The sequence below is a fragment of the Pseudorhodobacter turbinis genome, from assembly GCF_005234135.1.
Lineage (GTDB): Bacteria > Pseudomonadota > Alphaproteobacteria > Rhodobacterales > Rhodobacteraceae > Pseudorhodobacter > Pseudorhodobacter turbinis.
The window spans coordinates 21,917-46,187 of record NZ_CP039966.1; the positions used below are offsets into that span (position 1 = coordinate 21,917).

The window sequence follows — 24,271 nt, forward strand, 5'->3', positions numbered from 1 at the left end:
AAAAAAAACAGGTTGTAAGATTTTGATCTAGAATGCTTTTTCAACATACCCTGTGTGTAAAAGTACGATAGAGCGTGTGTAAAAGTACGAAGAACCGTGGGTAAAAGTACGAAAGGTGTGGGCAATAGTACGAAAGCGGGTTACTGTGTGTGATAGTACGAATCTAAATGGACTTAGCTGTTTGAGATACGCAGCGTGTGCGATAGTACGAAAGGCTTGAACGTGTCAGAAGAAATTATAGCAAACCGCTCACCTCTTCTCCCTGATCGGTATCCGCAGGGAGATTTCTTTGTGTGTGATATTTTCGATGCCGTTCCCAAGGCGGATATGGCGTCGATGGAACACCCGATCTTTTCGCTGTCGACCAAGCCTGACACGCGCGTGCGGGAGTATGAACATAATGGGATCAAGATTGCGATTAAGCCGTCGGTTGATGGTTTGGCGACGGTGCATGATCGTGATGTGTTGATCTATTGTATCAGCCAGCTGATGACTGCGCTTAATGACGGTAAAGAGGTCTCCCAGACGGTTCGATTTCGGGCTTTTGACATGCTAGTTGCGACAAACCGGAATACGGCGGGAACTGGTTACAGCCAGCTCAAAGCGGCTCTTGAACGGCTTGCCGGCACAAGGATCAGCACCAATATCGTGACAGGTGGCCGCGAGGTTTTCCGGACGTTTGGCCTGATCGAAAGCGCGGAAGTGGTTCGGGAAACCCGTGACGGGCGCATGCAGGAAGTTGAGATCAAGCTGTCGGATTGGGTGTTTAATGCAATCCGGTCGAAAGAAGTTCTGACCTTGCACCGGGATTATTTCCGGCTGCGAAAACCTCTTGAGCGGCGCATTTATGAGCTTGCCCGCAAACATTGTGGGGCACAAAAGGAATGGCGGATCGGTCTCGGGTTGCTTCAGAAAAAAAGTGGCTCGAATTCTACCCAGCGAGAGTTCCGTCGGCTGGTCCTGAATATTGTTCGGGAGGATCATTCCCATGCGCATATTCCGGACTATCGCATCACATATGATGAGATCGACGACATGATCATCTTTACCAACCGTCACGGTGTGAAGCTTGTTCTGCCGCAGGCCGTCGCCCCCCAATTGGACCCGGACGTTTATGAAACGGCCCGTATGTTGGCTGCGGGGTTTGATGTCCATCACCTCGAACGTGAGTGGCGGGCGTGGCTGCCGGAAACACCTCACAATCCGGAAGCTGCCTTTTTGGGGTTTTGCCGCAAATGGGTACTCAACAGGAAAAATGCTGAATAGCTTTGCGTGATGTTGGGGGCGGCATATATATCAGATATAAATCCGGTTACCTTTTTATATCCGGTATAGTAATTGTAAGATGACGGGGCGCTGCCGGTTAATGCGCAAAACTATTAACCACTATTGCGAAAATACATTCGGATTAGGCAGGAAATCGTCAAAACAACTATCATTAAGGCTGAAAACCCGCTGGTGAAGACAATAGTGGTTTCACATCCTGCGCGGGTGATTTAGTCCATGCTGCATGTGCATATACGCCAGATAACGAAAACAGGATAATCAATGACCTCCCGTTTAGAGCGCCACATTTTGATTGTTGTCGAAAACCTGCCGGTTCCGCTGGACCGACGTGTGTGGTTGGAGGCGACAACATTGGTGCAGGCCGGATATGATGTTTCGGTGATCTGTCCCATGGGGCGGGGTTGGGACAAGCCTTACGAGGAAATCGACGGCGTTCACATCTATCGCCACAGCGAGCCGCCAGAGGCGCATTCGGGCGCGATTGCCTATGCCCGCGAATATGCCCATGCGCTTTGGCACTGGTTCCGGCTGTCCCGCCTTGTCTGGAGCAAGAAGAAATTCGACGTGATCCAGGGCTGTAACCCGCCGGACCTGATCTTTGTTCTGGCGCTTTGGTATCGTCTGTGGGGCGTGCGCTATATGTTTGACCACCATGACGTCTGCCCCGAGCTGTTCGAGGCGAAATTCGGCAACCGCGGTTTGCTCTACCGGATCATGCTGATCTGGGAGCGGATGACATTTGCCACGGCTTCGGTGTCGATGGCGACCAATAACAGTTTTCGTGAAATCGCGATCCGGCGGGGCAAGATGGCCCCCGAGGATGTGTTTGTCGTGCGCTCTGCCCCGCGGATCGAAACCTTTGAGGTTGGCCCCGGTAACCGCGATTACCGCAAGGGTGCAAGTACGGTGATGGGCTATGTTGGTGTGATCGGCCAGCAAGAAGGCATGGATTTGCTGGTGGAGGCTGCCGACCATCTGGTCAACCGGCTGGGGCAGGGGGATGTACATTTTGTCATCGCCGGTTTCGGTCCCCAGCTTGAAGAAGTGCAGCGCGATGTGGTCCAGCATGGGCTGGCCGACTATTTCACCTTTACCGGCCCGCTTTATGGCCCGGATCTTCTGGATGCGCTGAATGCGATTGATATCGGCGTGTCGCCTGACCCCAAAAACGCGATGAACGACATTTCCACCATGAACAAGGTTATGGAATACATGACCCTGGAAAAACCTGTGGTGCAGTTCGACCTGACGGAAGGGCGTTTTTCTGCCGGGGAGGCATCGCTTTATGCGAAGGCCAACGATCCGATCGCGTTTGCAGAAAAGATAGCAGAACTGATCGCCGACCCCGAAACAGGGAAGCGTATGGGAAAAATGGGCCGCAAACGGGTGCTGGATGATCTGTCATGGGGCCATACCACGAAGAACCTGCTGGCCGCCTACGACCGGATTTTTTCCAAGATGACCGGCCGCTGATCTTGATGTCAGGTGGTTTTAGAAGCGGGTGATGAAGGCCCGGCGCAGCTCCAGGAACACGCTGTTGGATTTGGCGCGGCCCGAGGTGTCACTGTCTTTGATGCGGTGCTTGTAGCCCGCGTCTAGCGCCCAGTCTTCTGTCAGATCACGGCTATAGGTTGCCCCCAGCGTTGTGTTGATTGACGACAGATCGGTTGCTGTCTCTTCGGACTGGGACCAGCTTGCATTGAACTTCAGGGCCGACAGCGGCGACAAATCCCGCCCGTAGCCAAGATTCAGCGATGTGCGCAGACGCTCGCTATCTTCCTCGTTGTCCGAGGAGACATCGCGCGACAGGCCGAGCGTGAAGGTCGCAGTCGGTGTGCTGTGGCTGTAGTTCGCGGCGGCCGTCAAATAGCCATCCCCGTCAACGCCACGGGTCGCCCCGATCTGCCCCGAGAATTTGCCATTCGGAAATTCCAAGGAACGGCTGACAGAGGCTGACAAACGCTCACCGTCATCAACGCTTGTTACGCCCAGATTGATAGAGAGGGGGCCGCGCGGGCGGTCCAGTGTCAGGCTGCTGTTCACGGAAAGCGTGTCGCTGGTGCCGGAGACGGTATCTTCTTCGAACTCGCTGTAGCTGAGCGACAGGTTCAGCGTGGCGGCCTGTGTCAGATCCATGCGGGTAGAGGCGCCCACTGTGGTGCGCAGGTTGTCGTTCAGGCTGCTGCCGCCAAGGCTTGTCGGGGTGCCACCGCTATAGGTGTTCTCCAGACGGCGGGCAAAGACGCCAAAGCCGAGCGAGGTAGTGTCACCCCAGTCAAGCCGTGTTTCCAGCATGGTCCTGCGCCGGGTTGCCCCGTTGGCCCGCAATATCTCCAGCCCGTCATCGGACAGGATATCGCTGTCCGACAGGTCGGTTTCGCTGAGAGATGCGCTGACTTCCAGACGGGAATTGGCGCTGCTCAGGGCGTAATTCAGCGCCACAGAGGGTTCGACAAAACCATCATCGACAGTGCTGCTGTCGCCATTATAGGCGCGCAGCTTGCCGCCGAAATCCAGTTTGAAACGCTGGGTCCGCGTTTCAGACAGTATCCCGAAACTTAGATTGGCCACCGATTCAACCGAGGAATCCGGGTCCGTTGCGGAAAGCGAGCGGTTGTCTTGCGCCTCGGCCCGCAGCTTTATGCCAAAGCTTAATTGAACGCCGCCCGTCTCATAGGCATTTTGCGACATCGCAGTGGTGGCCAATCCACCCAAAAGGGCGACTGAGAAGGCCGTGGTTTTGATGACAGTAGAGTCCATCGGTATTTTTCCTGTCCACATGCAATGTCTGCCGGGGGGCGGGTTATTCAAACAAGCGGCGTTGCGGTACAACGATCACATCCCCGTCCATCAATTTGGCGCGACTGCTTTGCTTGCCTGCCTCGATCATGGGGTAGTTCAAAGTATAGACGCTCTCGGCCTGGGTCTTGGGGTTGGTACGGCGCAGCTGGATACGCTTGGTTGCCGCGAATTTTGTAAAACCGCCCATGACAGCGAACATCTGCAACACGCTTGTGTTGGGGGTCACGTCCAGTTTACCGGGCTTGTTTACCTCACCCATCACATAGACAGAGATGCTAGCCGCAGCGCCACCCGTGCGTGCTTCGGCTAGCCGCTCAAGGCTGACAAACACATTGGGGGTTGCCGCAAAACTGCTTGCCAGACGCTGTGTCAGGCTGTTTTGCACGGTTTCAACTGTCTGCCCCGAAGCCCGCAGCGTTCCCGCCGAGGGAACCGAGATGCGCCCGTCGGGGGCGACCAGAACGGTCCGGTTCAGGCTGGAATCTTCCAGTACTTCGATGCGTAGGGTATCCCCCGCACGGATTTTGTAGCTTTGGGCCGCAGCGGGACCGGCGATCAGAAGCGCCGCGATGCCGATGGCAAAGGCAGCCTTCATCATTGCAAAGAGATATGAGACAGCAGAAATAGAGCGGGTCATGGTTTATCCTTTCGGCATATGTCGAGCCGTGCGCGTTACTATGAGGTTTACGTCCTAAGAGGTCAAAGTTTCAAAGGAAAACCCCCTTCATCGTTAAAAAAACAGAACTTCGAGGGCGGTCGCGGCGGGTTTGCAACATGTTCCCCTGCCGTTGCGTGCTTTGCCGGTTGTGTTAGGGTGTGGGTTTCTGGTCCAGCTCTATCAGCGTTTGGCGCGCGGTTTCAAACTGGGGTAGGGTGCTGTCTCCGGCGCGATCCAATGCATTGGTCAGAGCTGCGCGGGCATCCTCGGCGCGACCCAGGGTGGCATAGGTCATGCCCAGATGATATTGCACCAATGGATCCGTCGAAAGGGCTGCGGCGGCAGGTTCGAGGTATTCCAGCGCCTCTTGGGTATTGCCGCGCCGATAGGCAATCCAACCATATGTATCCTGGAACGCTGCGTTCTGGGTGCCACGCAGACGGCGGACGATCGTTGCCGCCCGCGCAAGGCTCTGCTCATCCGTGTGATGAGTTGCCAGCAGGCTGGCCAGATTGTTGGCGACCAGCGTGTTGCTGCTGTGCAGGCCATAGAGCTTTTCGTAAATGGCGATGGCCCCGTCGATGTCGCCCCCATTCTCAAGGCTACCGGCTTTTAGGAACAGAAGATTTGACTGCTCGGGGGCTTTTGCCAAGGCGTCATCCAGAACCGTGGCGGCATCTGCGCTACGGCCCATGCTTTCCAGCATGTTGATCAATATGCGGACGGGGAAATCATTGTTTGGGAAACGGGCGATCAGATCGCGATATCCACGCTCTGCTTCTTCGACTTCACCCATCAGGGCATGTAGATTGGCATCCAGCAGTTGCAGGTCGCTGTTGTCGGGATGAGTGGCCAGCGCTTCATCCAGGGTGGCGCGGGCTGCATCCACCTTGCCGCTGCGGATCTGGGTCTGGACAATCAGCCCCGTTGCGCGCGCAACCTCGGAACCGGATGCATCATCCCCGCCCTGATCGAGCTGTCCCTGCAAAAGAGCCATGCTTTCATCCGCACGGTTCTGGCCCAATAGGATACGGGCCTGTAGCTCGGTCGTGGCCTGTTGCGCTTGTGGTGTGTCGATCTGGCTTAGGGTTTGGGCGACGGTTTGGGCTTGGGGCCAATCGCGCGATTGCAGGTGCAAATCGGCGAGGAAAAGCAGCAGTTCAACATTGTTGGGCGCGTTGCGCTGTGCATCTGTCAGTACGCTGACCGCGATGGGCATACGCCCCTGAGAGAGCAGGAAGCGTGCATAACGGATGGCCTCGGGAACGGCAGAATTGGTGACCTCGACGGCAAGCGCCAGCCGTTCGCCCATCAGCTCGGTGTCGCCGTCGCGTTCATGTGCGAGGGCCATCAGCGTCAGGATTTCAGGGTCCTGCGGGCTTTGGCTAAGGGCGGTGCGCAAATCGACGATTGCCTCGCCGGAGCGGTCCTGATCGATAACGCGGGCCGCACGCATCTTGAGGGCAGCGACATTGCTGGAATCCTCGCCCAAGACTTCGGCGATTAGCGTATCTGCCGCAGCCGTATCGCCCTGTTCGATGAACATACGCGCCAGCATGGTTTTCATCTTGAGCGTTTCAGCCCCTGGTTCGGCGTTGCTTAGGATGCTGCGCATGTCGGCGATGGCGCTTTCGGTGCTGCCATCCTCATAATCCATCAACGCCAGCAAGGAACGGTAAAAATCTTCATTGGCGGTGCCTGTGTTGGCGTCGATTAGACTGTTCAGCTCTTCACGGGCAGCGGGGCGCCCGCGGGCCATTTGCAAGAACTGCACCACGCCCACATGCTTGTCTGTGGGGCCGGTGACCTCGCCGCTAAGCTCGCGCATATAGGCCTCTGCGCCGTCCAGATCATTTTGTGCGAGGTACCAATTCAGCAAGGCTTTCTGGATGTCGACATTATCGGGGTCCATTTGGATCATTTTTTCAAGCTGCGCGCCGGTTCCGGCGACATCGCCGCTGGAGGCCAGCAATTGGGCCTTCAGCATATTGAGATCCGGTGCCTCGGGGCTCCGCTCAAGCGCCTCATTGACGGTGGGCAAAGCATCTGCCGGTGTATCGCTGCGGACAAGGTTGTCGATCACAATCCGGACCAATGCTGCGTTTTCGGGCTGACCGTCGGCGCGTATCTGTTCAAGCAACTTTGTCGCGTCATTGGCCAGCTTGCTGCGCGCCTCTGCATCATTAGCAACGGAGGCATTGCGATAGGACAGCGCGATATCAAGCGCCTTTACGTCCGGGCGTTCCGGGGCCAGCCGCAATGCGGCGTTGCCATGGCGCTCAACCTCTTGCCAGTCGTTGTTGGTAATGGCCATCTGGGCCAAGGTCACGCGCACATCGACCGTATCGGGATATTGCTCAATCAACCGCAGGTATTGGCTATAGGCTTCTTGCTGGCGACCAAGCTCGATCAGAATATTTGCATATGTCTGGCGGGCATCTTTATGGAAGCCGTCGTGGTTGAATACATTGCGAAGCTCCAGCAAGGCCCGCTCTGGGTCGCCTTCCTGATAGAGGGCAAGGCCGGATTGATAAAAGTTCTCGGCTTTATCTTCATCGCTTTGGCATCCGGCAAGCAGAAGGCCGGAGCAGGACAGGATCAACATCAGGAAAAGACGCAAACGGGTCATCATGGGGCTCACTTAAAACAGGAAACTAACTCGATCGGGCCTCAGACGGATGCCGATAGGGGCTATTATAGGGGCAACATTCTATAGAAATCGTGAAAGTTCAAGGTGGCTACTGTGATCCGAGGGTCAATATCCCGTTGCTTTCAAAACCACACGGACGGTTGCCGCCAGAATGCGGGTATCATGCGCCAAGGACAGGTCTTTGTTATAGGCCGTATCAAACGCCGCACGATCCGCAAAGGTTGACTCGTTGCGCTCGGAAACTTGCCAGCTGCCGGTAATGCCCGGGCGCAGTTCATAATAGTCGTGACCGGGGTAAATCGCTTGTTGCGATGGCATCATCGGGCGGGGGCCGACAAGGCTCATATCGCCGCGTAAGACGTTCCAAAGCTGGGGCAATTCATCCATGGACGAACGGCGCAGCAGCTTGCCGAACCGTGTGATACGCGGGTCGGATTTCAGTTTTTGATCGCGCACCCATTCGGCCCGCGCGTCGGCATTACTGGCCAGATAGGCTTCCAGCTTGCTTTCCGCATTCACAACCATGGAACGCAGTTTCCACATTTTATAGAGCTTGCCCTGCGCGCCGACCCGACTTTGAACATAGAAGGGATTGGCACCGTCACGGGCAATCAAAAGCGCTAGTATGGCAATAATGGGAACCACAAAAGGGGCAGTCAATAACACGATGACGATATCGAGGACCCGCTTCCCGCCGTTGCGGTAAGGTTTTTTGGATGCCCGCTCGGGCGTAACACGAACAGCGCGCTGCGCTTGTTCGGATGTTTCGCTATAATGAACTGTCATATCCAACCAATTTTTTCAGTATCAAAATTACCTCCCCTGTCAGGCAGGGGCGCACAGACACGCGGTGCAACAGGCAGTCGTTTTTTGCCCCTTTGGTCCACGCAAACAGCCACTGGCCTCAAGGGGAGTCCGGCCGTCATGCAAAGCTTTTATCAAGAACAAAGCCAACATCAAAGTTTTTAATAAAATAGATTAAAATTCGGCGTACTTTCCGACAGTGTTCTCCTATTTTGGAAATTGTTAACAGGAAGGAAACCCTGAGCCTGGAAGTTGTCGCCTGTGGGTGTCTTTTTAGACAATACAGGCAAAAAACAGGGGATAACGGTTGCGTTTGGCCATAAAAATCGTCATTTGATCGCATAAAGCGGATGATAGTATCCTTGGTCGCGTTACGTAGCATTGTCATAGTGCGATCGCCTGATTTGAAAGTCCCCGAGTTGGCATGAATAGTACCCTCGACATCTACACTCAGTTTTTCGGATTGTCGGAGCGGCCATTCTCGCTGGTTCCCGATCCTGATTTTCTGTACTGGTCGGGGCCGCACAAACGGGCCTATTCGATGCTGGAATACGGTATCGTTACACGCGCTCCCATCACATTGATCACGGGCGAAGTGGGGGCAGGGAAAACGACATTGCTGCACCACTTGCTGAAATCAGTGGATGATACGGTTCAGATCGGGATGATTGCAAACCCGCATGGTGGTCGCGGAGAGCTGTTGCGCTGGGTGCTTTTGTCACTGGGGCAAGAGGCCCGCGCAGATGAAGACTATGTGGACCTCTTTGGTCGGTTCCAAGCTTATCTGATCGCGCAATATGCCGCGAACCGCCGGGTTATCCTGATTTTTGACGAGGCGCAGACCATGACCCGCGAGTCCCTTGAGGAGCTGCGGATGTTCACCAATATCAACGCCAACAAGGATGAGCTGTTGCAGCTCGTTCTGGTGGGGCAGCCCGAATTGCGGGATCTGGTGCGCCGTCCCGACTTGCGCCAATTCGCGCAGCGGGTCTCTTCGGCGTTCCATCTGCCCGCGATGGATGTGGCAACCGTGCGCAAGTACATCTCGCACCGTATGTCCAAAGCCGGCGCGACCCATGAAATCTTCCAGATCAAAGCGCGCGATCTTATCTTTGAGGCATCGCGCGGAGTTCCGCGCCTTGTAAACCAACTTTGCGATCTTGCCTTGGTTTATGCCTTTACCAAAGGTAATAAAACTGTCACGCGCTTGACCGTTCAACAGGTGTTGGATGATGGCGTGTTTTTTATCGATACTTTGGATGATCCAGATGCGCAGGGACCGGATTCCTCTTCGGGCACAAGCGATCCTGGAAAATCCTCGACTTTGGTGCTGCAAGGGCACCAGAAAATAAAGGCAGACTGAGCATGGACTTCAAATACTATTTTTCGCTCTTTCTGAGACGTGTACACTGGTTTTTGCTGTTTTTGGTAATTGGGTCGACCATAGGTCTGACTTTGGCCAAGGTGTTGCCGCCTGTCTACCGAGCCCAAGCGCGGTTGCTGGTGGAATCCGAGCAGATCCCTGACAGTTTGGCGGCCTCTACCGTGCAGACCGAGGCGACCGAGCAGCTTGAAATCATCCAGCAGCGCATTCTGACCCGCGACACGCTGATCGAAATGGCCAACCGCCTGAACATATATGGCGCGACCGAGGGGCGGCCTGCGCAGCGGATGGATGCGACAAAGATGGTCGATGACATGCGCGACCGTATCGAAATTGTGACGACGGGCGGATCAACCCCGCGCGGTCCGGCGCGGGCGACCCTTGTTGCGGTCAGCTTTGAAGCCCCTACCGCGGCCATGGCCGCCACGGTCACAAACGAGCTGGTAACCCTGATCTTGCGCGAAGACGTTAGCATGCGCACCGGTGTTGCGCGCCAGACACTGTCGTTCTTTGAGCAGGAATTGAGCCGTCTGGATAAGGAGCTGGCCGATCGCGGAACCGTTATTCTGAATTTCAAAGAAGCAAACCAGCAATCCCTGCCGGACAGTCTGGATTTCCGCCGCTCGCAACAGGCTGCCAATCAAGAGCGCCTGACAGATCTGGAGCGCCAGGAAGCCGCGCTGCGGGACGCTCGGGCCCGCGCAGTCCGGCTGTATGAAGCCTTTGGTGGTGAGGGTGGCGTGTTGCCACGCGATCAGACCAAAGAGCAGCAGCAGCTTCAGGGACTTCAGGATGAATTGGCCGCACAACTGTCGATCCTTTCCCCTGAAAACCCAAAGATCACCTTGCTGAAAGCCCGCATCAAAGCTGTAGAAGCAATTGTAGAGGCGCAACAAGCGCGCTCAGGCCTGTCGCAAGAAGGTGTTCCACAATCCGCCTATGAGACGCAACTGGCCGAGATCGACGGGCAGCTTGAATATATTACGGCCCAGCAGACCCGTGTTCAGGCCACTCTTGATAATCTGCGCCAGAGCATCGAGGCGACCCCCGGAAACGCCATCACACTTGACACGCTGGAGCGGGACTACGCCAACGTGCGCAAGCAATATGATCTGGCTGTGGCCAACAAGGCCCGCGCCGAAACCGGTGATATCATCGAGTCCTTACGTCAAGGGCAGCGGATTTCCATCGTGGAACAGGCCGTCACCCCGACAGAGCCGCAAAGCCCCAACCGGCCGGTGGTTGCCGCAGGCGGCATTGCAGGCGGCATGATGTTGGGCCTTGGCCTGGTCTTTTTGCTAACGGTGCTTGAGCGTGGGGTCAGACGCCCGGCGGACATCACCGCCAAGCTCGGGATTACCCCTTTTGTTACATTGCCCTATTTCCGCACCAAAGAAGAGATCGCGCGCCGCCGTGCAATCATCATTGCCATTCTGGTTGCCGGCTTGGTGGTCATTCCAATCGGTCTGTGGGCCGTAAACAGTTTTATTATGCCGCTCGATCAGATGATCGCACGGTTGACCGGTCGGGGCTGAGGAGCGCGTTATGGAAAAGATTCAATCAGCCCTTGCCAAAGCCCGTGCCGAGCGTGAAACCACGGCACGCGGGGCGACCCCAGCGCCGATGCCCAGCGAAGTTCCGGTCTCCAATTGTGACGCAGACAGTGTCGACGCCGCCTGGAAGGCCCTCCCGGAGATGTCCATCAGTGCCGATCTGATGACGCGGAACCGGATTGTGGCCTTCGAAGGCGGCCGCGATGCAATGGTGATCGACATGCTGCGCACCCGCACCCTGCAGCAGATGCGCGACAACGGCTGGCGGAGGTTGGCGATTACCTCGCCCACTGCTGCTTGCGGTAAAAGTACGATCGCATTGAACCTCGCGCTAAGCCTGCAACGGCAATCCCAGATGCGCACCGTATTGATGGAGCTGGACCTGCGCCGCCCGTCGATGGCCCGTTTGACCGGCATCAAGGAAAACATCAGCTTTGGCCATGTTCTGGAAGGGACTCGCGATTTCCGTGATAATGCCCTGCGCTATGGCAACAATCTGGCGATTTCCAGCAATCCGAAGCCATGGCGCGATTCCGCAGAGCTTTTGAGCGGGTCAAACGTACAAGCGGCCCTGACCGCCATCGAGACAGAATTTGCCCCGGATGTGATGTTGTTCGACATGCCCCCGATGCTTGAGATCGACGACATGATGGCTTTTGCCCGGAATGTGGATTGCGTGTTGCTGGTGGCTGGGGCCGAAGCCTCGACCATCAAGGAAATCGACATGTGCGAGACCGAGCTGGCAACCCAAACCAATGTAATGGGCGTGATCCTGAACAAGTGTCGCTATATGGGTGCCGAATACGGATATGGCTATTACGGGTGACCTTGAGCCTACCTTTAAAGTGGCCCGGCAACCTCGATTATTACCATAATCTTTCTTATCCGTTACCTATGTGTCACCGCGGCACATACTGAGTTAGATCTGCGTGAACGGCGCACGATTGAAGATATGTTGAATGCAAAGATGTCCGTGCCCGAGATCGCGGCGGAGATTGGCAGGCATGTTTCGACAGTTTACCGAGACATTAAACGCACCGGCTAAACAAGCTGATGAGCGTAATGGAACCCCTTCCCCAACCGGCCCGCAAATCCATCACCTTTGATCGTGGAATTGAGTTCCGGAGTTGGCACAAACTCAAACTTGGGATAGGAACTGAGGCTTGGTTTTGCGATCCACAAGCACCGTGGCTGAAAGGTTCAGTGGAGAACCTGAACAAACGGGCGCGGCGATACCTGCCACGAGATGCACCCGTGGCCGCACTTTCAAATCGAGATATGAGGTCGATCTTTGACCGATTGAACAACACACCCAGAAAGTGTTTGGGATTGCGGACGCCAACCGAGGCATTCAGAGAAAAACTCATGAAACTGAGATAGCGGAAACCGTCGCAACGACCCTTGAGAATCCAAATTCTGACCCGCAATCAGCCGTTTCGGGCTTCCCGGTCTTGTCGGTCAGCCCCTTACGTTTTCATATGGTGTGCAGAACGGCTCGCCCACATCCGGTGTGGATGACCTACAGATCGGCGGGGTCTCTGTCTTGGTCGATCCGCTGCTCAACGCGGGATCGTTTTTATTCTATCCGCCTATCGCATCCAGTGACTCTGTCGGGCCGGGTTTTCTGGAGACATTTTACTATGATGCGCCCTTTGCTGATTTTGGCCCACGAACGGCTGAATTTCCGGAATTCGAAATGTCTTTTGTGATCAACCAGTTGATGCCAACACGTATCGGATATGAGCAATGCAATATGGCTGGTGAATGCGCATTCTCAAACAGTCCGCTTGCAAGCATTGGCGGTTCAGCCGTGACCGTTTCGCATTCTTATGGGTATTTAGAAGGCCGGATCGAGGGCGGGACGCTCACCTTTTACACCCCCGCCTGCGCCCGTTCCCCTGCCCGCCGGAGGGTTTCTGTTGATAGGGGCGCTTAGGGGCCTTGGCCGCTGCTCGGCGGCGCAAACAGGTGTAGTCATCGGATGACATAGGCACAGGATGATCTCCTGTGCCTATGTTCTATCAGATGAAATAGTCGTCTTGCCCTGTTGTCAGCATGGTTTCGAAAGGGTTTGCGATATCCGTTGATGGTTCGATGACGGGCGATGTCCACGGGTCATCATTCTGTTCGAAGGGCAGGTCGAGCGTGGCCATTTGTACATCCGGCACCAGACTCTGGCTGTCAATCGGCTCATCGCTCAGAGAGATCGCGAGCTGGGACAAGACCCCGTCGAAATTTGTCCCGTTCCACGGGTTGCCAAATGTCAGATTGTGCTGTCCGACATCGGCCAGCGGCTCGATCCCTTCGGCACTGGCCAGTACATTGCCGTTGACCGTGATTTTCAACGACCCGTTGGAGTAAGAGATGTTGATGTCATGGGGTTCCATATCGGACAGATTGGCGCCCTGTGTCGTAATGGACCGCCTGCCGCCATCTTCACCGCAAAGATAGAGATTCAGTTCTCCTTTTGAGGTGACCGAGGCCGTGAAGCTACTGTGTAGCCGCATGATCTCTCCGGCATTTTGCTGGCCGCTGGAGGTCAGGGTCATGGAGATGGAAAAGGAATCCTGCTCCAGAATGTCGGTGACATACGCACGGTCGATGTTGGCCACGCTCCCCTGGTCGCCCAGATAGATACCCTCCGATGTGGTCGTCCCTGTTATACCAGTGATGGCGACATCACCATTCTCGAAGGTCATCAGGCCGTTTCCGGCGGTATAGGACAAGACCGCAGACAGCTCCGGATTCGTGTCGGCAGAGGGGCTTTCCGGTACGGGTGTCGGATTATAATCCAGCTGTGGGATGTCGGCGCTGTCAATCGGCTCATCGCTCAGAGAGATCGCGAGCTGGGACAAGACCCCGTCGAAATTTGTCCCGTTCCACGGGTTGCCAAATGTCAGATCGTGTTGTCCCACATCGGCCAGTGGTTCGATCCCTTCGGCGCTGGCCAGCACATTGCCGTTGACGGTGATTTTCAACGACCCGTTGGAGTAAGAGATGTTGATGTCATGGGGTTCCATATCGGACAGATTGGCGCCCTGTGTCGTAATGGACCGCCTGCCGCCATCTTCACCGCAAAGATAGAGATTCAGTTCTCCTTTTGAGGTGACCGAGGCCGTGAGGCTACTGTGTAGCCGCATGACCTCCCCCTCACTTTGCTGACCGCTGGAGGTCAGGGTCATGGAGATGGAAAAGGAATCCTGCCGCAAGATATCGGTTACATGAGTGCGGGAGATGCTGGCGACACGGCCCTGACCGCCCAGATAGATACCCTCGGATGTGGTCGTCCCGATTATGTCGGTGGCGGCGACATCACCATTCTCGAAGGTCATCAGGCCGTTTCCGGCGGTATAGGACAAGACCGCAGACAGCTCCGGATTCGTGTCGGCAGAGGGGCTTTCCGGTACGGGTGTCGGATTATAATCCAGCTGTGGGATGTCGGCGCTGTCAATCGGCTCATCGCTCAGAGAGATCGCGAGCTGGGACAAGACCCCGTCGAAATTTGTCCCGTTCCACGGGTTGCCAAATGTCAGATCGTGTTGTCCCACATCGGCCAGTGGTTCGATCCCTTCGGCGCTGGCCAGCACATTGCCGTTGACCGCAACTTCCAATGATCCATTGGCATAGGAAACGCTGATGTCATGGGGTTCCATATCGGACAGATTGGCGCCCTGTGTCGTGATGGACCATCTGCCGCCATCCTCGCCGCAAAGGTAGAGATTAAGCTCTCCCCCCGCGGTGACCGAGGCCGTGAAGCTACTGTGTAGCCGCATGATCTCTCCGGCACTTTGCTGACCGCTGGAGGTCAGGGTCATGGAGATGGAAAAGGAATCCTGCCGCAAGATATCGGTTACATGAGTGCGGGAGATGCTGGCGACACGGCCCTGACCGCCCAGATAGATACCCTCGGATGTGGTCGTCCCGATTATGTCGGTGGCGGCGACATCACCATTCTCGAAGGTCATCAGGCCGTTTCCGGCGGTATAGGACAACACAGCCGGATTGGTTGTTGTTTCCTCTTCCGGCATAACCTCGGTTACGGGATCCTCTGGATTTGGGGCCGTGGCTGTATCTCCGGCCTCTTCAGGCTCTGCGAGGTCCTCCGAGTCCGGATTGTAATCCACCATCCCGACACCGTCGCGGAAGGCTTCATAGCTTTCCAGCACTTCCTCTGGTGTCAGGGCCGCGCGCAGGAAGGTTGCTTCATCCAACAACCCCGTGAAGTTACTTCCGTAAGGGTTTCCGAGGTGCATGTCATGGCTCAGGGTGGTGTATTGCCCCCCTGTCAGCCCGTCCATGCGAGCAACCTCGACACCGTCGATATAGAGCACAGCGCTGCCGTCGGATTTGGAGGCGGTATAAGTAAATTGGTGCCAATCGCTATTGTCCAGATCAAGATTGCCTGCGCTGAGCTGGATCGATTCACTGGCATCCGTCACCCCACGCAGGGTAATGCTCGTGGCGCCCAGATCCACCACGGCCGTCCCCGAGAAATACAAGATCCGCCCGCCAGAGGTTTCCTGGCCCGGCTCTTTGCGGAAGGCCAGCGAGATGGTGTATTCAGGATTGTTCAAAAGCTCATCGGTTGCCTCGAATGTCACGGTCGAACGCGGGCTGGTCAGGCGTACCGCATTACCGTTCTGACCTTCTTCGAATTCGACATCCCCTTTGATGGTTACATTCTTTTGAAGACCATCGTCGAAATCGGTTTGATAGCCAACGGGGTTGAGGGCATGGACTGTCTTGGTGAAGCTTTGTTCTGTTCCGTCTTCATATTGGATCGTTGCGGTTGCGACATAGGTCCCGGAGCTTGCAAAAGTGTGCTGTACGCTTTGGCCACGGGCAATTGTGCCGTCACCGAAATCCCATGTCACTTCGCCCGCTCCTTCTAGAACAAGGTCAAAGTCATGGGTGGACAGTGCGAGCCCCTCGCCACGATCATAGGTGATGCGGCCTTCGGGTGCTGTGGCGATATTGGCACCATACCCATCTAGCATACTTCCCGGAACCACAGAAAGATCTTCAAGGCTCGGGCTGGTTGCAAGTGCATCGACAAATAGATTTCCGGCATAATCGTCAGCAAGAGGATCATGAACCTGCACGGTCTTATTGTCGCTAATTGTGATGTTGTCGGCGATCGGGTCCTTCCCTCTCGAACCGGAGACACCGGCATAGATATTATTGCTGATGATCACATCGCGGGTGCCAGTGGCAAGATAGATCCCCGGGGCGTCTTGGGCATCCCCGCCACTGCCTTGCACCATCGTATTGTTGATTACGGTCAGGCCGACTACATCTTCCATGCGCAACCCCTGAGCGTTGCTGTTATGCAAAACATTGTTCTCGACCAGAACATTGGTAAAGCCGATATCATTCGTATTGTCGTCAAGATAAATGCCCAGAACGGGAACACCTTCCCCTTGGGCAAAGAAGTTACCGCTGAATACGAAGTTTTCGCTGGGGCCATCCTGATCTGGGGTAGTCCAGAAGTGAACGAAATCACCATGATCGCCTGCACTGCCGAATTTCCATGGTGTCAAATCATGGAAATAGTTACCTTCCATGTGGACGTTATTGACATTCCCGCCGCCTACAGGAACTTTTCGAACGTTGTGGACCTCATTATAATTCATGTTGATGCCATCAGTGCCATTGAACCTGACACCGGCAGAGAATTGGGAAATTGTGTTGTTCTCGACCGTGATGTCTGCGCTATTGTAAAATGACATGCCAACCCCGATCGGATAGCCGTTGATGCCCGCGCTGCCCTGCGTTCCGGCTGGTGCATCGATATCGATCCCGGCCACGGCATTCCCGCCCGTGATTGTGGAATTGATGATCTTAATATCGGAAGAGTCGTCCGCCCTGATGGCCGCAGACCATTCCACAGTATCGGCATCCGGCGTAAAATCGACGTTGATCCCGTCAAATGTCAGGTTATCGCAATTCCACAGCGCAATCGAGTTGAAGCGCGGTGGCTCGGCGTTATAGGCGCTGATGGTGACTTCGGAGGTGAACTTGATGTGTAATAGCGTGACATCTCCGTAATCTCCGGCCTGCAATTCGATGTTGTCCCCATCATTTGCAGATGACAATGCGGATTTCAGTTCCGCTGCGTTAGATACAACGTAGGTTGTCATGGCTGTTTGGTCCTCGGTATGATAGAGTGTGATGCCTGCCCAGTCACCGGAATGTAGCAAGAATGTGGAAATGGGGGGGCCAAACCAAGCCAGCTTTGCGGATGACCTCTAAGAATTTTTGGTAATTTTCGTTTAATCAATTGCATAATTGCCTGTTTCGAGGGTATTTAGTGCCTCAATTTCATAGTCATCAAATCTGTTTCGACATTCCTGTTGGGCAGCACGGAATTACTATATAGTCCCGCCTGAGTTGACATTAGGAGTGAGTGTCGTCCTATGCAGAAAACCGCCCTACCCGACCTGTGGCAATACAGGATTTCGGACAATCCGGCACAGGAGGCTATTGCAATTGGCGACATGTTCTTGGAGGTTGGCGATGGCTTGCAGGTTACGCATCTGACCGATCTGAATGGCACAGCGGTTGGTGTTTTACTGGGCTTTCCCATAGACTTGAAAGCCCGGCGCCTGATCAACCGTGACTGGCAAAGCCCCTTTCAGCTTGGCAGCGATCCGGATGCTTTCGTGTCAGAAACCATGCGGATCCTTGGGGGACGGTTCTTATGGATTTTCCGGACACAGTCTGTGGCACGTATCTATCCCGATTGCTCGGCGCAGGTGCCATGCGTCTTTGATCCGGCGGCAAAACAGGTCGGCTCCACCGCTTACGCGCTGCTGGAAACTGACGAATATGATGCCCGCTTTGACGCGGCGCTGTTTGACGAACTCGGCGTTGATGGCGAGGGCTGGTTTCCGGCGGGGCTGACGGCGCATCATGGGCTTCATCGTCTGTTGCCGAACCACTATCTGGATCTGGACACCTGGGCTGTACAGCGTTTCTGGTCCGGTCCCGAGACCACAGCAGAAGATCCGGCCCGCGTGGTCGAAGAAATCATTGAAATTGTCCAGGCCCAGATCGAGGCCTTGGTCAATGGGCCCAAGCGGGTCGCTATGGCGCTAACGGCGGGGACCAACACAAGAACATTGATTGCATGTGCGCGTGATTACATAGCAAAGATTGATTGTATGACTATCATCGGCGGAGATCGCCATGAGATGGATTCAATAGTAGCATCACGAATTGCCAAAGATATGGGACTAAATCATATCAAGTTAGACCGTACGAATGCGACCGATAAACAAAAAGAGCTTTTTATCAAACGTGGTGGGCATTGTAATGGGGATTCAAACGCGCTTTATCATCCAAGCGTATGGCCTCTGGCCGAAACACATGTTTTTGTGGGGGGCGCTGGTGGCGAGATTGCGTATCCATCTACATTGAAAGCAACAGATACTATTGAATCGAAAGTATCAACAGCCCAAATTATCGCCCGACTGGGCTTGCCTCGAAACACTACTGTTGCTTTGGCGTTAGAGCGAAGGCTTGCAGATATGGGTGATATTGATGTGTTGACTAAGCTAGGTTTGGTATATCTAGAGGACCGTTATGCGGCATGGTACGCTCCTCAGTTTTGCTGTGATCCCACATTGCTACGTTTGGCCCCCTTGTTGACCACCCGTAGCGTTGAACTGATGATGCAGCTTCCTGCAGAATGGAGACAGGAAAACCGGCTTGGCCATGAGATTATCGCCCGTTTATGGCCTGAGTTGGCGCAATATCCCTATAACTCACTTGGGAAATGGCGTGATATGGTGCTCAAGCTACGGCGCGCTATTGCCAACCCCCAGCTGGTTTTGAAGGTGTTACGCAAGATGCGGGGCTAAAGGGCGCGCGGATTGCAATGGAGGCTTTTATGTTTGCGCGACGGTCTTTTCTGGCAGGGCTAACGGGGATTTTGACCAGCAGTGCCCTGCGGCCTCTATGGGCACAACCGGTCCCCGCCTCGGTGCTTAATATCCGCTACGGCTGGGATGCAAACGTTGCAGGCCCCACACAGGCGACTTTCTATGTCGCGACCGATGGTGACGATACGGCTGACGGCAGCGCGGAACGGCCGGTTCGTACAATCCAGCGCGGGGTCGATCTGCTGGCGGCCAAAGGCAGTGGCAGCCTTGCAATCCGGGGCGGGCTTTACCGCGAAGAGGTCAGCCTTGACGCCCTGCGCGGCACATCACAGCACTCCTACCACATCCACAGATATGGTCAGGAAAGGGTCACAATCACCGCCGCGGATCCGCTGACCGGCTGGATGCCCTGCCCTGCCGAGGAAGCCAAGGCACTTGGGCTGACCGCCCCGGATATCTTTGTCGCCAGATTGCCTGTCAGCCGTATGCGCCACGGCGCGCCCAAGGCGTTGAACCTGCATGAGGCAGGTCAATGGCGCAGCATCGCCGTCGACCGGGCAGATATGAGCAACCTCGAGGCAATCGGAGACAGGGACACCTATCACGCGGCCACATTCGAGGTGGATGCTGACGACCGCATCTATGCAATTCGCGATCCGCGCTTGATCGGCATGCCCTCAACATCGATGCACGATGTTGAGGCCTTGGTTTATCACCGCCCCAATCTCGTCAGCACAGCGCAGATATCGGCGTTTGATCCGCAAAAGGGTGAAATCACACTGACCAAGCCTAGCGGCAAGATGCAGCGCCAGGGTAAAAAGCCGGTCATGCTCTATGCCTTGCGGGGCGCGCCTTGGGCCTTGAGAAAAGGCAGCTGGATCGCACGCAAAACCGACCCGGAGGAAGTATCGATCTATTTCCGGCCGGTTGACCCTGCATCCTTGGAAAAGGATATCGAGGTGTCCTTGCGCCCTCTGTGCATTGATTTCGGCAACGCCGGCCATGTCACCCTGTTCGGGATAGAAGCGCTGCGGGCCGCGGGCGATAATCGTTCGTCAGGCATTTGTGTCCGCCGTAATGGCCTTAACAGGGACCCGAACGCAGGCAGCGGCTTGCAGTTGGTGCATTGCAGGATGGGCGAAACCATGTCGATCGGTCCCCGCGGATATGGGGCGTTGTTTCTGCGTGGTACCTCCGATCTGAAATTGCAAAACATCAGTATCGAAGATGTCAGGGGCGGCTTCGGCCTTTTTCTGGCGGATGGAGAACATGTAGATGCGCGCTTTTTGCATATCGTGAACGCATCGAATTCTCCGGCCCGTTTCTATACGTTGCGGCGGGCCGTCTTTGCATTTTCCTTGTTGGAAAACAGCGCCCGCGATGCCCATTCCAATAAGTTCAACTTTTATGAAGGTTCTGATGCGGTGCTGGTCTATGGGGTGCGCTGTCGGAACGTAGAGGGCTATGCCACCTATCAAAAGGCCAGCCGGATCTACTTTGCCTTTTGCGATCTCCCGAGCGACCCCGGATCATATAGCCGTGCCTTGGTATCGCAAAATCATAGTACGGGGCCCGGAAAGGGCGGCGCGAACGGAAACGGGGCACCCGTTGCGGATTCGACATTCTATTATTGGAACAACACCTTGATCCATGAGGGCGGGTCGCCGAAACGCTCCAACGCCCTGAATGTCGGGCAGAAATCCGGTGGTGAGACACATGCCTTTTTCAACAATATCCTGAATGGTGGCGGGTTCGGGCGGATCTATACAAGTGACGCGAATCCGGCACTGGAGCACCGATCGCACAACCGCTACACCGGCTTGTCCTTCTGGCAGACCCCTAGATATGGCTGGCGTCTTGGCCTTGCCGAGGAGATGATGCGCGCAGGCCACCGGCCAAGCGGAAACGGACGCGATATGCGTGATATCATCCAGTCCGAAATTGCCCCGCTGTTCCCACGCTTTACCCATTGGGATCTGGACATAGACGGACGGAAAGTTGATTGGGCCGCCGCTCCTATCGGGGCACGGGTGTGGGAATAGGCTATTCGCGCAAGGCCCGCCGCAGATGGGAGGTGATGGGATGCAGCAGATAGGACAGGACACTGCGATGCCCGGTTTCAAGATAGGCCTCCACCGGCATGCCGGGCATCACAACAGCCTCTCCCAGCTTTTCCAACTCTTCCGGTTCCACCGCCAAGCCGACGCGGTAAAACCCCTGCCCCGTACGCGGGTCCTCGATCACATCGGGTGAGACAGAGGTCACATGTGCCGCCAGCTTCGGTATAAGTTGCGGGTCGAGTGAGGAAATTATCAATTGAGCGGTTTGCCCGACATAGACCTGATCGATAGATCGCGGATCGACGCGCAGCTCGAAATCCATCCCCTCATCCAAGGGGATAATCTCGGCGATGGTGCCCCCGGGGGCCACGACGCCGCCACGGGTGGTCACTTGCATCTCATGCACGATGCCTGCGACCGGAGCGGGGATGTCAATGCGCGAGAGTTGCGCCTTATGGGTGATAACCTCAAGGGTCAGTTCTTCGATCTGGGTGGTGACCTCGCGCAGATCGGTGACGACACTTTCCTTGAAGCTACGTTCGGCCTGGAGGGTTTCCAGCTCGGCATCGCGGCGGGCATTCGCCAGCCGGGCCAGCTCGGCCTCCAGTCCGGCCAATTGCCCGGCAATCTGTGATTTGCGGTGCTTGAGATCGGATATCTGGCTTTGACGGGCCAAGCCCTTTTTGATCAGGCTGGCCATATTATTCAGATCCCCTTCCAGCAGGGCGGCCTGATCGTGCAGCGCCACGATCTGGCCGCGTACGCCTTCGCTTTGATTGTCAAATTGCTGCAAGACCTCTTCAAGCTGCGCCCGTTGGCCATAGAGCAAGGCCGCGCGGGCGGCGAAAATCTCGCGCTGGCCCTGTTCGTTCGCGGCCCGATCTTGTGCGGGAAGGACATGGTCGCGGTAGTCGAATGTAATTTGTGTGGCCCCAGCCTGTTCGGCCTTCAGCCGGGCCTGCAAGGCCATGGCCGCCGCCAGACGCCTTTGGGCAATGCCCAGATTGACCTCCAGCAAGGTCGGGTCCAGCCGCAGCAATGTGTCATTCTCGGCCACGATATCGCCGTCGCGGACAAAGATTTCTGCCACCAGCCCGCCATCAAGGGATTGGACCACCTTGGGCTTGCCATGGACCATGGCCTGCCCTGATGCGACAACGGCCCCGCTGATGACGCTGAAACCGGCCCAGACCCCGAAAACGCCGATTAGGACAAACAGGCTGATCGCCGCGATCCGCTTGGCCCGGTCCAGATCCAGATCGGGCAAGGTGGCGGGGGTGGTGTCCAGTGTGCTCATGCGTGATACCTCCGGGGGGTAGAGGGCGTGCTTGGCGCGCGCGGCACGGCCCGCAGTTTGCGCAGCATATTGCCCGCGGCCGCCTGTTTATGCGGGCTGAGGTTGGTTGCCTGCACGGGGGCCGGTGTGTTGGCCTCCTTGCCCTTGTATTGCCCTTTATATTCGGTGGCCAAAAGCGTTTCGCGGTCATCAAAGGCCTCGACGCGTCCGGCATTCAGGATCATCAGCTTATTGACCGCAACAAGGACACTTGGCCGATGTGCCATGACGATCACGGTTGATCCGGCGGCGCGCAATGTCCGGATGGTATGGGTCAGGGCGGCATCACCGTTCCGGTCCAGATTGGCATTGGGTTCATCCAGCACAACCAGACGTGGCATGCCGAAAACAGCCCGCGCCAGCCCCAGTCGTTGCAACTGCCCACCCGAGAGCATCGGCGGGCTCTGCGGATCGCTCAAACGCGTGGCATAGCCATCCGGGAGTTTAAGGATCATACTGTGAATGCCCGTCAGCGTCGCGGCCGCGATCACATCGGCATCCTGTGCCTTGGGGTCAAAACGAGCGATATTGTCGCGGATCGTGCCGGGCAACATCTCTAGCATCTGTGGCAAATAGCCGATCTGGCGGCCAAGTTGTTCGGGGTCCCATTGGTCTAGGGTGGCCCCGTCAAGGCGCACCTCACCGCTGTCGCTGTGCCCTGCCCCGACCAAAATCCGCGCCAGCGTGGATTTACCGCTGGCCGAATTTCCGATCACACCCATGGCGTCGCCGGGCGCCAGGGCAAAGGCGATGTCAGAGAGGATTTTGACCGGATCGGTTCCGGGCTGACTGGGGGCCAGTTTGGTCAAGCCGCTGACCGATATCTTGCCGGTGGGATCGGGCAAGGCAATGCGGGCAGGCTCCGGCCGCGCGGCATCAAAGGTGGACAGTAGCCGCTTATGCGCCGCACCGGCCCGCCCGATGACCCGCCATTGCCCGATCAGCTGATCCACCGGAGCTAGTGCGCGCCCCGACAGCACAGAGCTGGCAATGATCATGCCGCCCGACATTTCCCCCCGGATTACCAAAAGCGCGCCAAGGGTCAGGATGGCCGATTGCAGCAACATCCGGAAGGCGCGGCTGGTGGCGGCAAGCACCTCAGAGGGGTCACTACCCGCCTGGGCACTGGCCAGCGCCGCGCGGTGCAGCCGTTGCCAATGCGCTGAAATACTGGCCTGCATACCCATCGCCTCAATCGCTTCGGCATTGCGGGCGCTGCGATCGATAAAGTTACGTTCGGCACTATCCAGTTCGACGCTTTGGGAAATATTCGGACGCATCACGGCACGGTTGACCAGAGCGATCGCCACCCCGACGCCCGCCCCTGCGATGGTCAGCAAGCCCAACCAAGGGTGGATCAAGAACAGCACTCCCAGAAAGAGCGGTACAAAAAGAACATCCGCCATGGAGGCCACAACCGGCCCCGACAAGAACCCGCGCAACGTATCCAGATCATGCATCACCTGTGCATCCGAACCCTTGCCCCCGCCGGGCAGGCCTGCACGTAGCCACATGCGAAAGGCAGGGCCACTGAGGTGATTATCAAGCTGCAAAGCGATGCGCGACAAAACCCGTGTGCGCAGGAAATCATAAAGCCCGAGAAAGGCGAAAAGCACGATCACAATGGCAAAAAGCACAACCAGCGTTGGCACAGACCCACCCGGCAAGACACGATCATAGACCTGCAACATGTAGATCGAGCCGGTCAGCATCAAAACATTCAGGACCGCACTCAACAGGATCACCCCGCCAAGGGATGTCCGGGCCGCCGCGATCGCACGCCGGTACGGGTTGTCTGCTATGTGTTGGCTGTCGGGGGCGTTTGCATTGGGCATTGGATTTCCGTCTCCTATT

The 24,271-nt window shown here is 56.2% G+C and carries 16 protein-coding genes and 1 pseudogene; 10 read left to right on the plus strand and 7 right to left on the minus strand.

What is annotated here, in order from left to right; translation table 11 throughout:
• Positions 1-291 precede the first annotated feature (291 nt).
• Both EOK75_RS20285 and EOK75_RS20290 read left to right on the plus strand, forming a co-directional pair.
• Positions 292-1,266 carry a replication initiator protein A gene (locus EOK75_RS20285; protein ID WP_338053369.1) on the plus strand — a complete coding sequence of 325 codons (975 nt, stop codon included), beginning with the start codon at positions 292-294 and terminating at the stop codon, positions 1,264-1,266.
• A 282-nt stretch (positions 1,267-1,548) separates the two neighbouring features.
• A complete protein-coding gene (locus tag EOK75_RS20290) occupies positions 1,549-2,760 on the plus strand; it encodes a glycosyltransferase family 4 protein (protein WP_137195910.1) in 1,212 nt (403 codons plus the stop codon).
• 18 nt (positions 2,761-2,778) lie between these two features.
• On the opposite strand, the gene EOK75_RS20295 is transcribed toward EOK75_RS20290, so the two are convergent.
• From EOK75_RS20295 to EOK75_RS20310, 4 genes are all read right to left on the minus strand, one after another.
• Positions 2,779-4,047 carry a porin family protein gene (locus EOK75_RS20295; RefSeq protein WP_137195911.1) on the minus strand — a complete coding sequence of 423 codons (1,269 nt, stop codon included), beginning with the start codon at positions 4,045-4,047 and terminating at the stop codon, positions 2,779-2,781.
• Positions 4,048-4,090: 43 nt separating this feature from the next.
• On the minus strand, positions 4,091-4,726 hold the full coding sequence (locus EOK75_RS20300) for a polysaccharide biosynthesis/export family protein (RefSeq protein ID WP_240794159.1): 636 nt from the start codon (positions 4,724-4,726) through the stop codon (positions 4,091-4,093).
• A 172-nt stretch (positions 4,727-4,898) separates the two neighbouring features.
• Positions 4,899-7,376 (minus strand): tetratricopeptide repeat protein, encoded by a 2,478-nt coding sequence (locus EOK75_RS20305; protein WP_168199327.1) that lies wholly within the window; start codon positions 7,374-7,376, stop codon positions 4,899-4,901.
• 126 nt (positions 7,377-7,502) lie between these two features.
• Positions 7,503-8,183, minus strand: coding sequence for a sugar transferase (locus tag EOK75_RS20310; protein WP_137195913.1), 681 nt, complete (start codon positions 8,181-8,183; stop codon positions 7,503-7,505).
• A 442-nt stretch (positions 8,184-8,625) separates the two neighbouring features.
• Between EOK75_RS20310 and EOK75_RS20315 the strand changes: the two genes are divergently transcribed.
• From EOK75_RS20315 to EOK75_RS20340, 6 genes and pseudogenes are all read left to right on the plus strand, one after another.
• A complete protein-coding gene (locus EOK75_RS20315; protein ID WP_137195914.1) occupies positions 8,626-9,564 on the plus strand; it encodes an ExeA family protein in 939 nt (312 codons plus the stop codon).
• A 2-nt stretch (positions 9,565-9,566) separates the two neighbouring features.
• Entirely contained in the window at positions 9,567-11,120 is a 1,554-nt protein-coding gene (locus tag EOK75_RS20320) for a GumC family protein (protein ID WP_168199328.1), read from the plus strand.
• A gap of 10 nt (positions 11,121-11,130) precedes the next feature.
• Entirely contained in the window at positions 11,131-11,964 is an 834-nt protein-coding gene (locus tag EOK75_RS20325; protein WP_137195916.1) for a CpsD/CapB family tyrosine-protein kinase, read from the plus strand.
• 141 nt (positions 11,965-12,105) lie between these two features.
• Positions 12,106-12,183, plus strand: a complete 78-nt coding sequence (locus EOK75_RS21920; RefSeq protein ID WP_420821961.1) for a helix-turn-helix domain-containing protein — start codon at positions 12,106-12,108, stop codon at positions 12,181-12,183.
• A gap of 5 nt (positions 12,184-12,188) precedes the next feature.
• Positions 12,189-12,518, plus strand: a pseudogene (locus EOK75_RS20335) (IS30 family transposase); the annotation flags it as partial.
• A gap of 163 nt (positions 12,519-12,681) precedes the next feature.
• Complete coding sequence (locus EOK75_RS20340; RefSeq protein ID WP_137195918.1) at positions 12,682-13,074, plus strand: hypothetical protein; 393 nt, start codon at positions 12,682-12,684, stop codon at positions 13,072-13,074.
• An 85-nt stretch (positions 13,075-13,159) separates the two neighbouring features.
• On the opposite strand, the gene EOK75_RS20345 is transcribed toward EOK75_RS20340, so the two are convergent.
• Entirely contained in the window at positions 13,160-17,278 is a 4,119-nt protein-coding gene (locus tag EOK75_RS20345) for a LamG-like jellyroll fold domain-containing protein (RefSeq protein ID WP_137195919.1), read from the minus strand.
• 276 nt (positions 17,279-17,554) lie between these two features.
• Between EOK75_RS20345 and EOK75_RS20350 the strand changes: the two genes are divergently transcribed.
• Both EOK75_RS20350 and EOK75_RS20355 read left to right on the plus strand, forming a co-directional pair.
• A complete protein-coding gene (locus EOK75_RS20350; RefSeq protein ID WP_137195920.1) occupies positions 17,555-19,000 on the plus strand; it encodes an asparagine synthetase B family protein in 1,446 nt (481 codons plus the stop codon).
• A 29-nt stretch (positions 19,001-19,029) separates the two neighbouring features.
• Positions 19,030-21,063 (plus strand): hypothetical protein, encoded by a 2,034-nt coding sequence (locus tag EOK75_RS20355; RefSeq protein WP_137195921.1) that lies wholly within the window; start codon positions 19,030-19,032, stop codon positions 21,061-21,063.
• A 1-nt stretch (position 21,064) separates the two neighbouring features.
• Here EOK75_RS20355 and EOK75_RS20360 read toward each other — a convergent pair whose 3' ends face one another.
• Both EOK75_RS20360 and EOK75_RS20365 read right to left on the minus strand, forming a co-directional pair.
• Positions 21,065-22,378 carry an HlyD family type I secretion periplasmic adaptor subunit gene (locus tag EOK75_RS20360; RefSeq protein ID WP_137195922.1) on the minus strand — a complete coding sequence of 438 codons (1,314 nt, stop codon included), beginning with the start codon at positions 22,376-22,378 and terminating at the stop codon, positions 21,065-21,067.
• A complete protein-coding gene (locus tag EOK75_RS20365) occupies positions 22,375-24,252 on the minus strand; it encodes a type I secretion system permease/ATPase (protein WP_137195923.1) in 1,878 nt (625 codons plus the stop codon). Before EOK75_RS20365 ends, EOK75_RS20360 begins: the two co-directional genes overlap by 4 nt.
• Positions 24,253-24,271 lie beyond the last annotated feature (19 nt).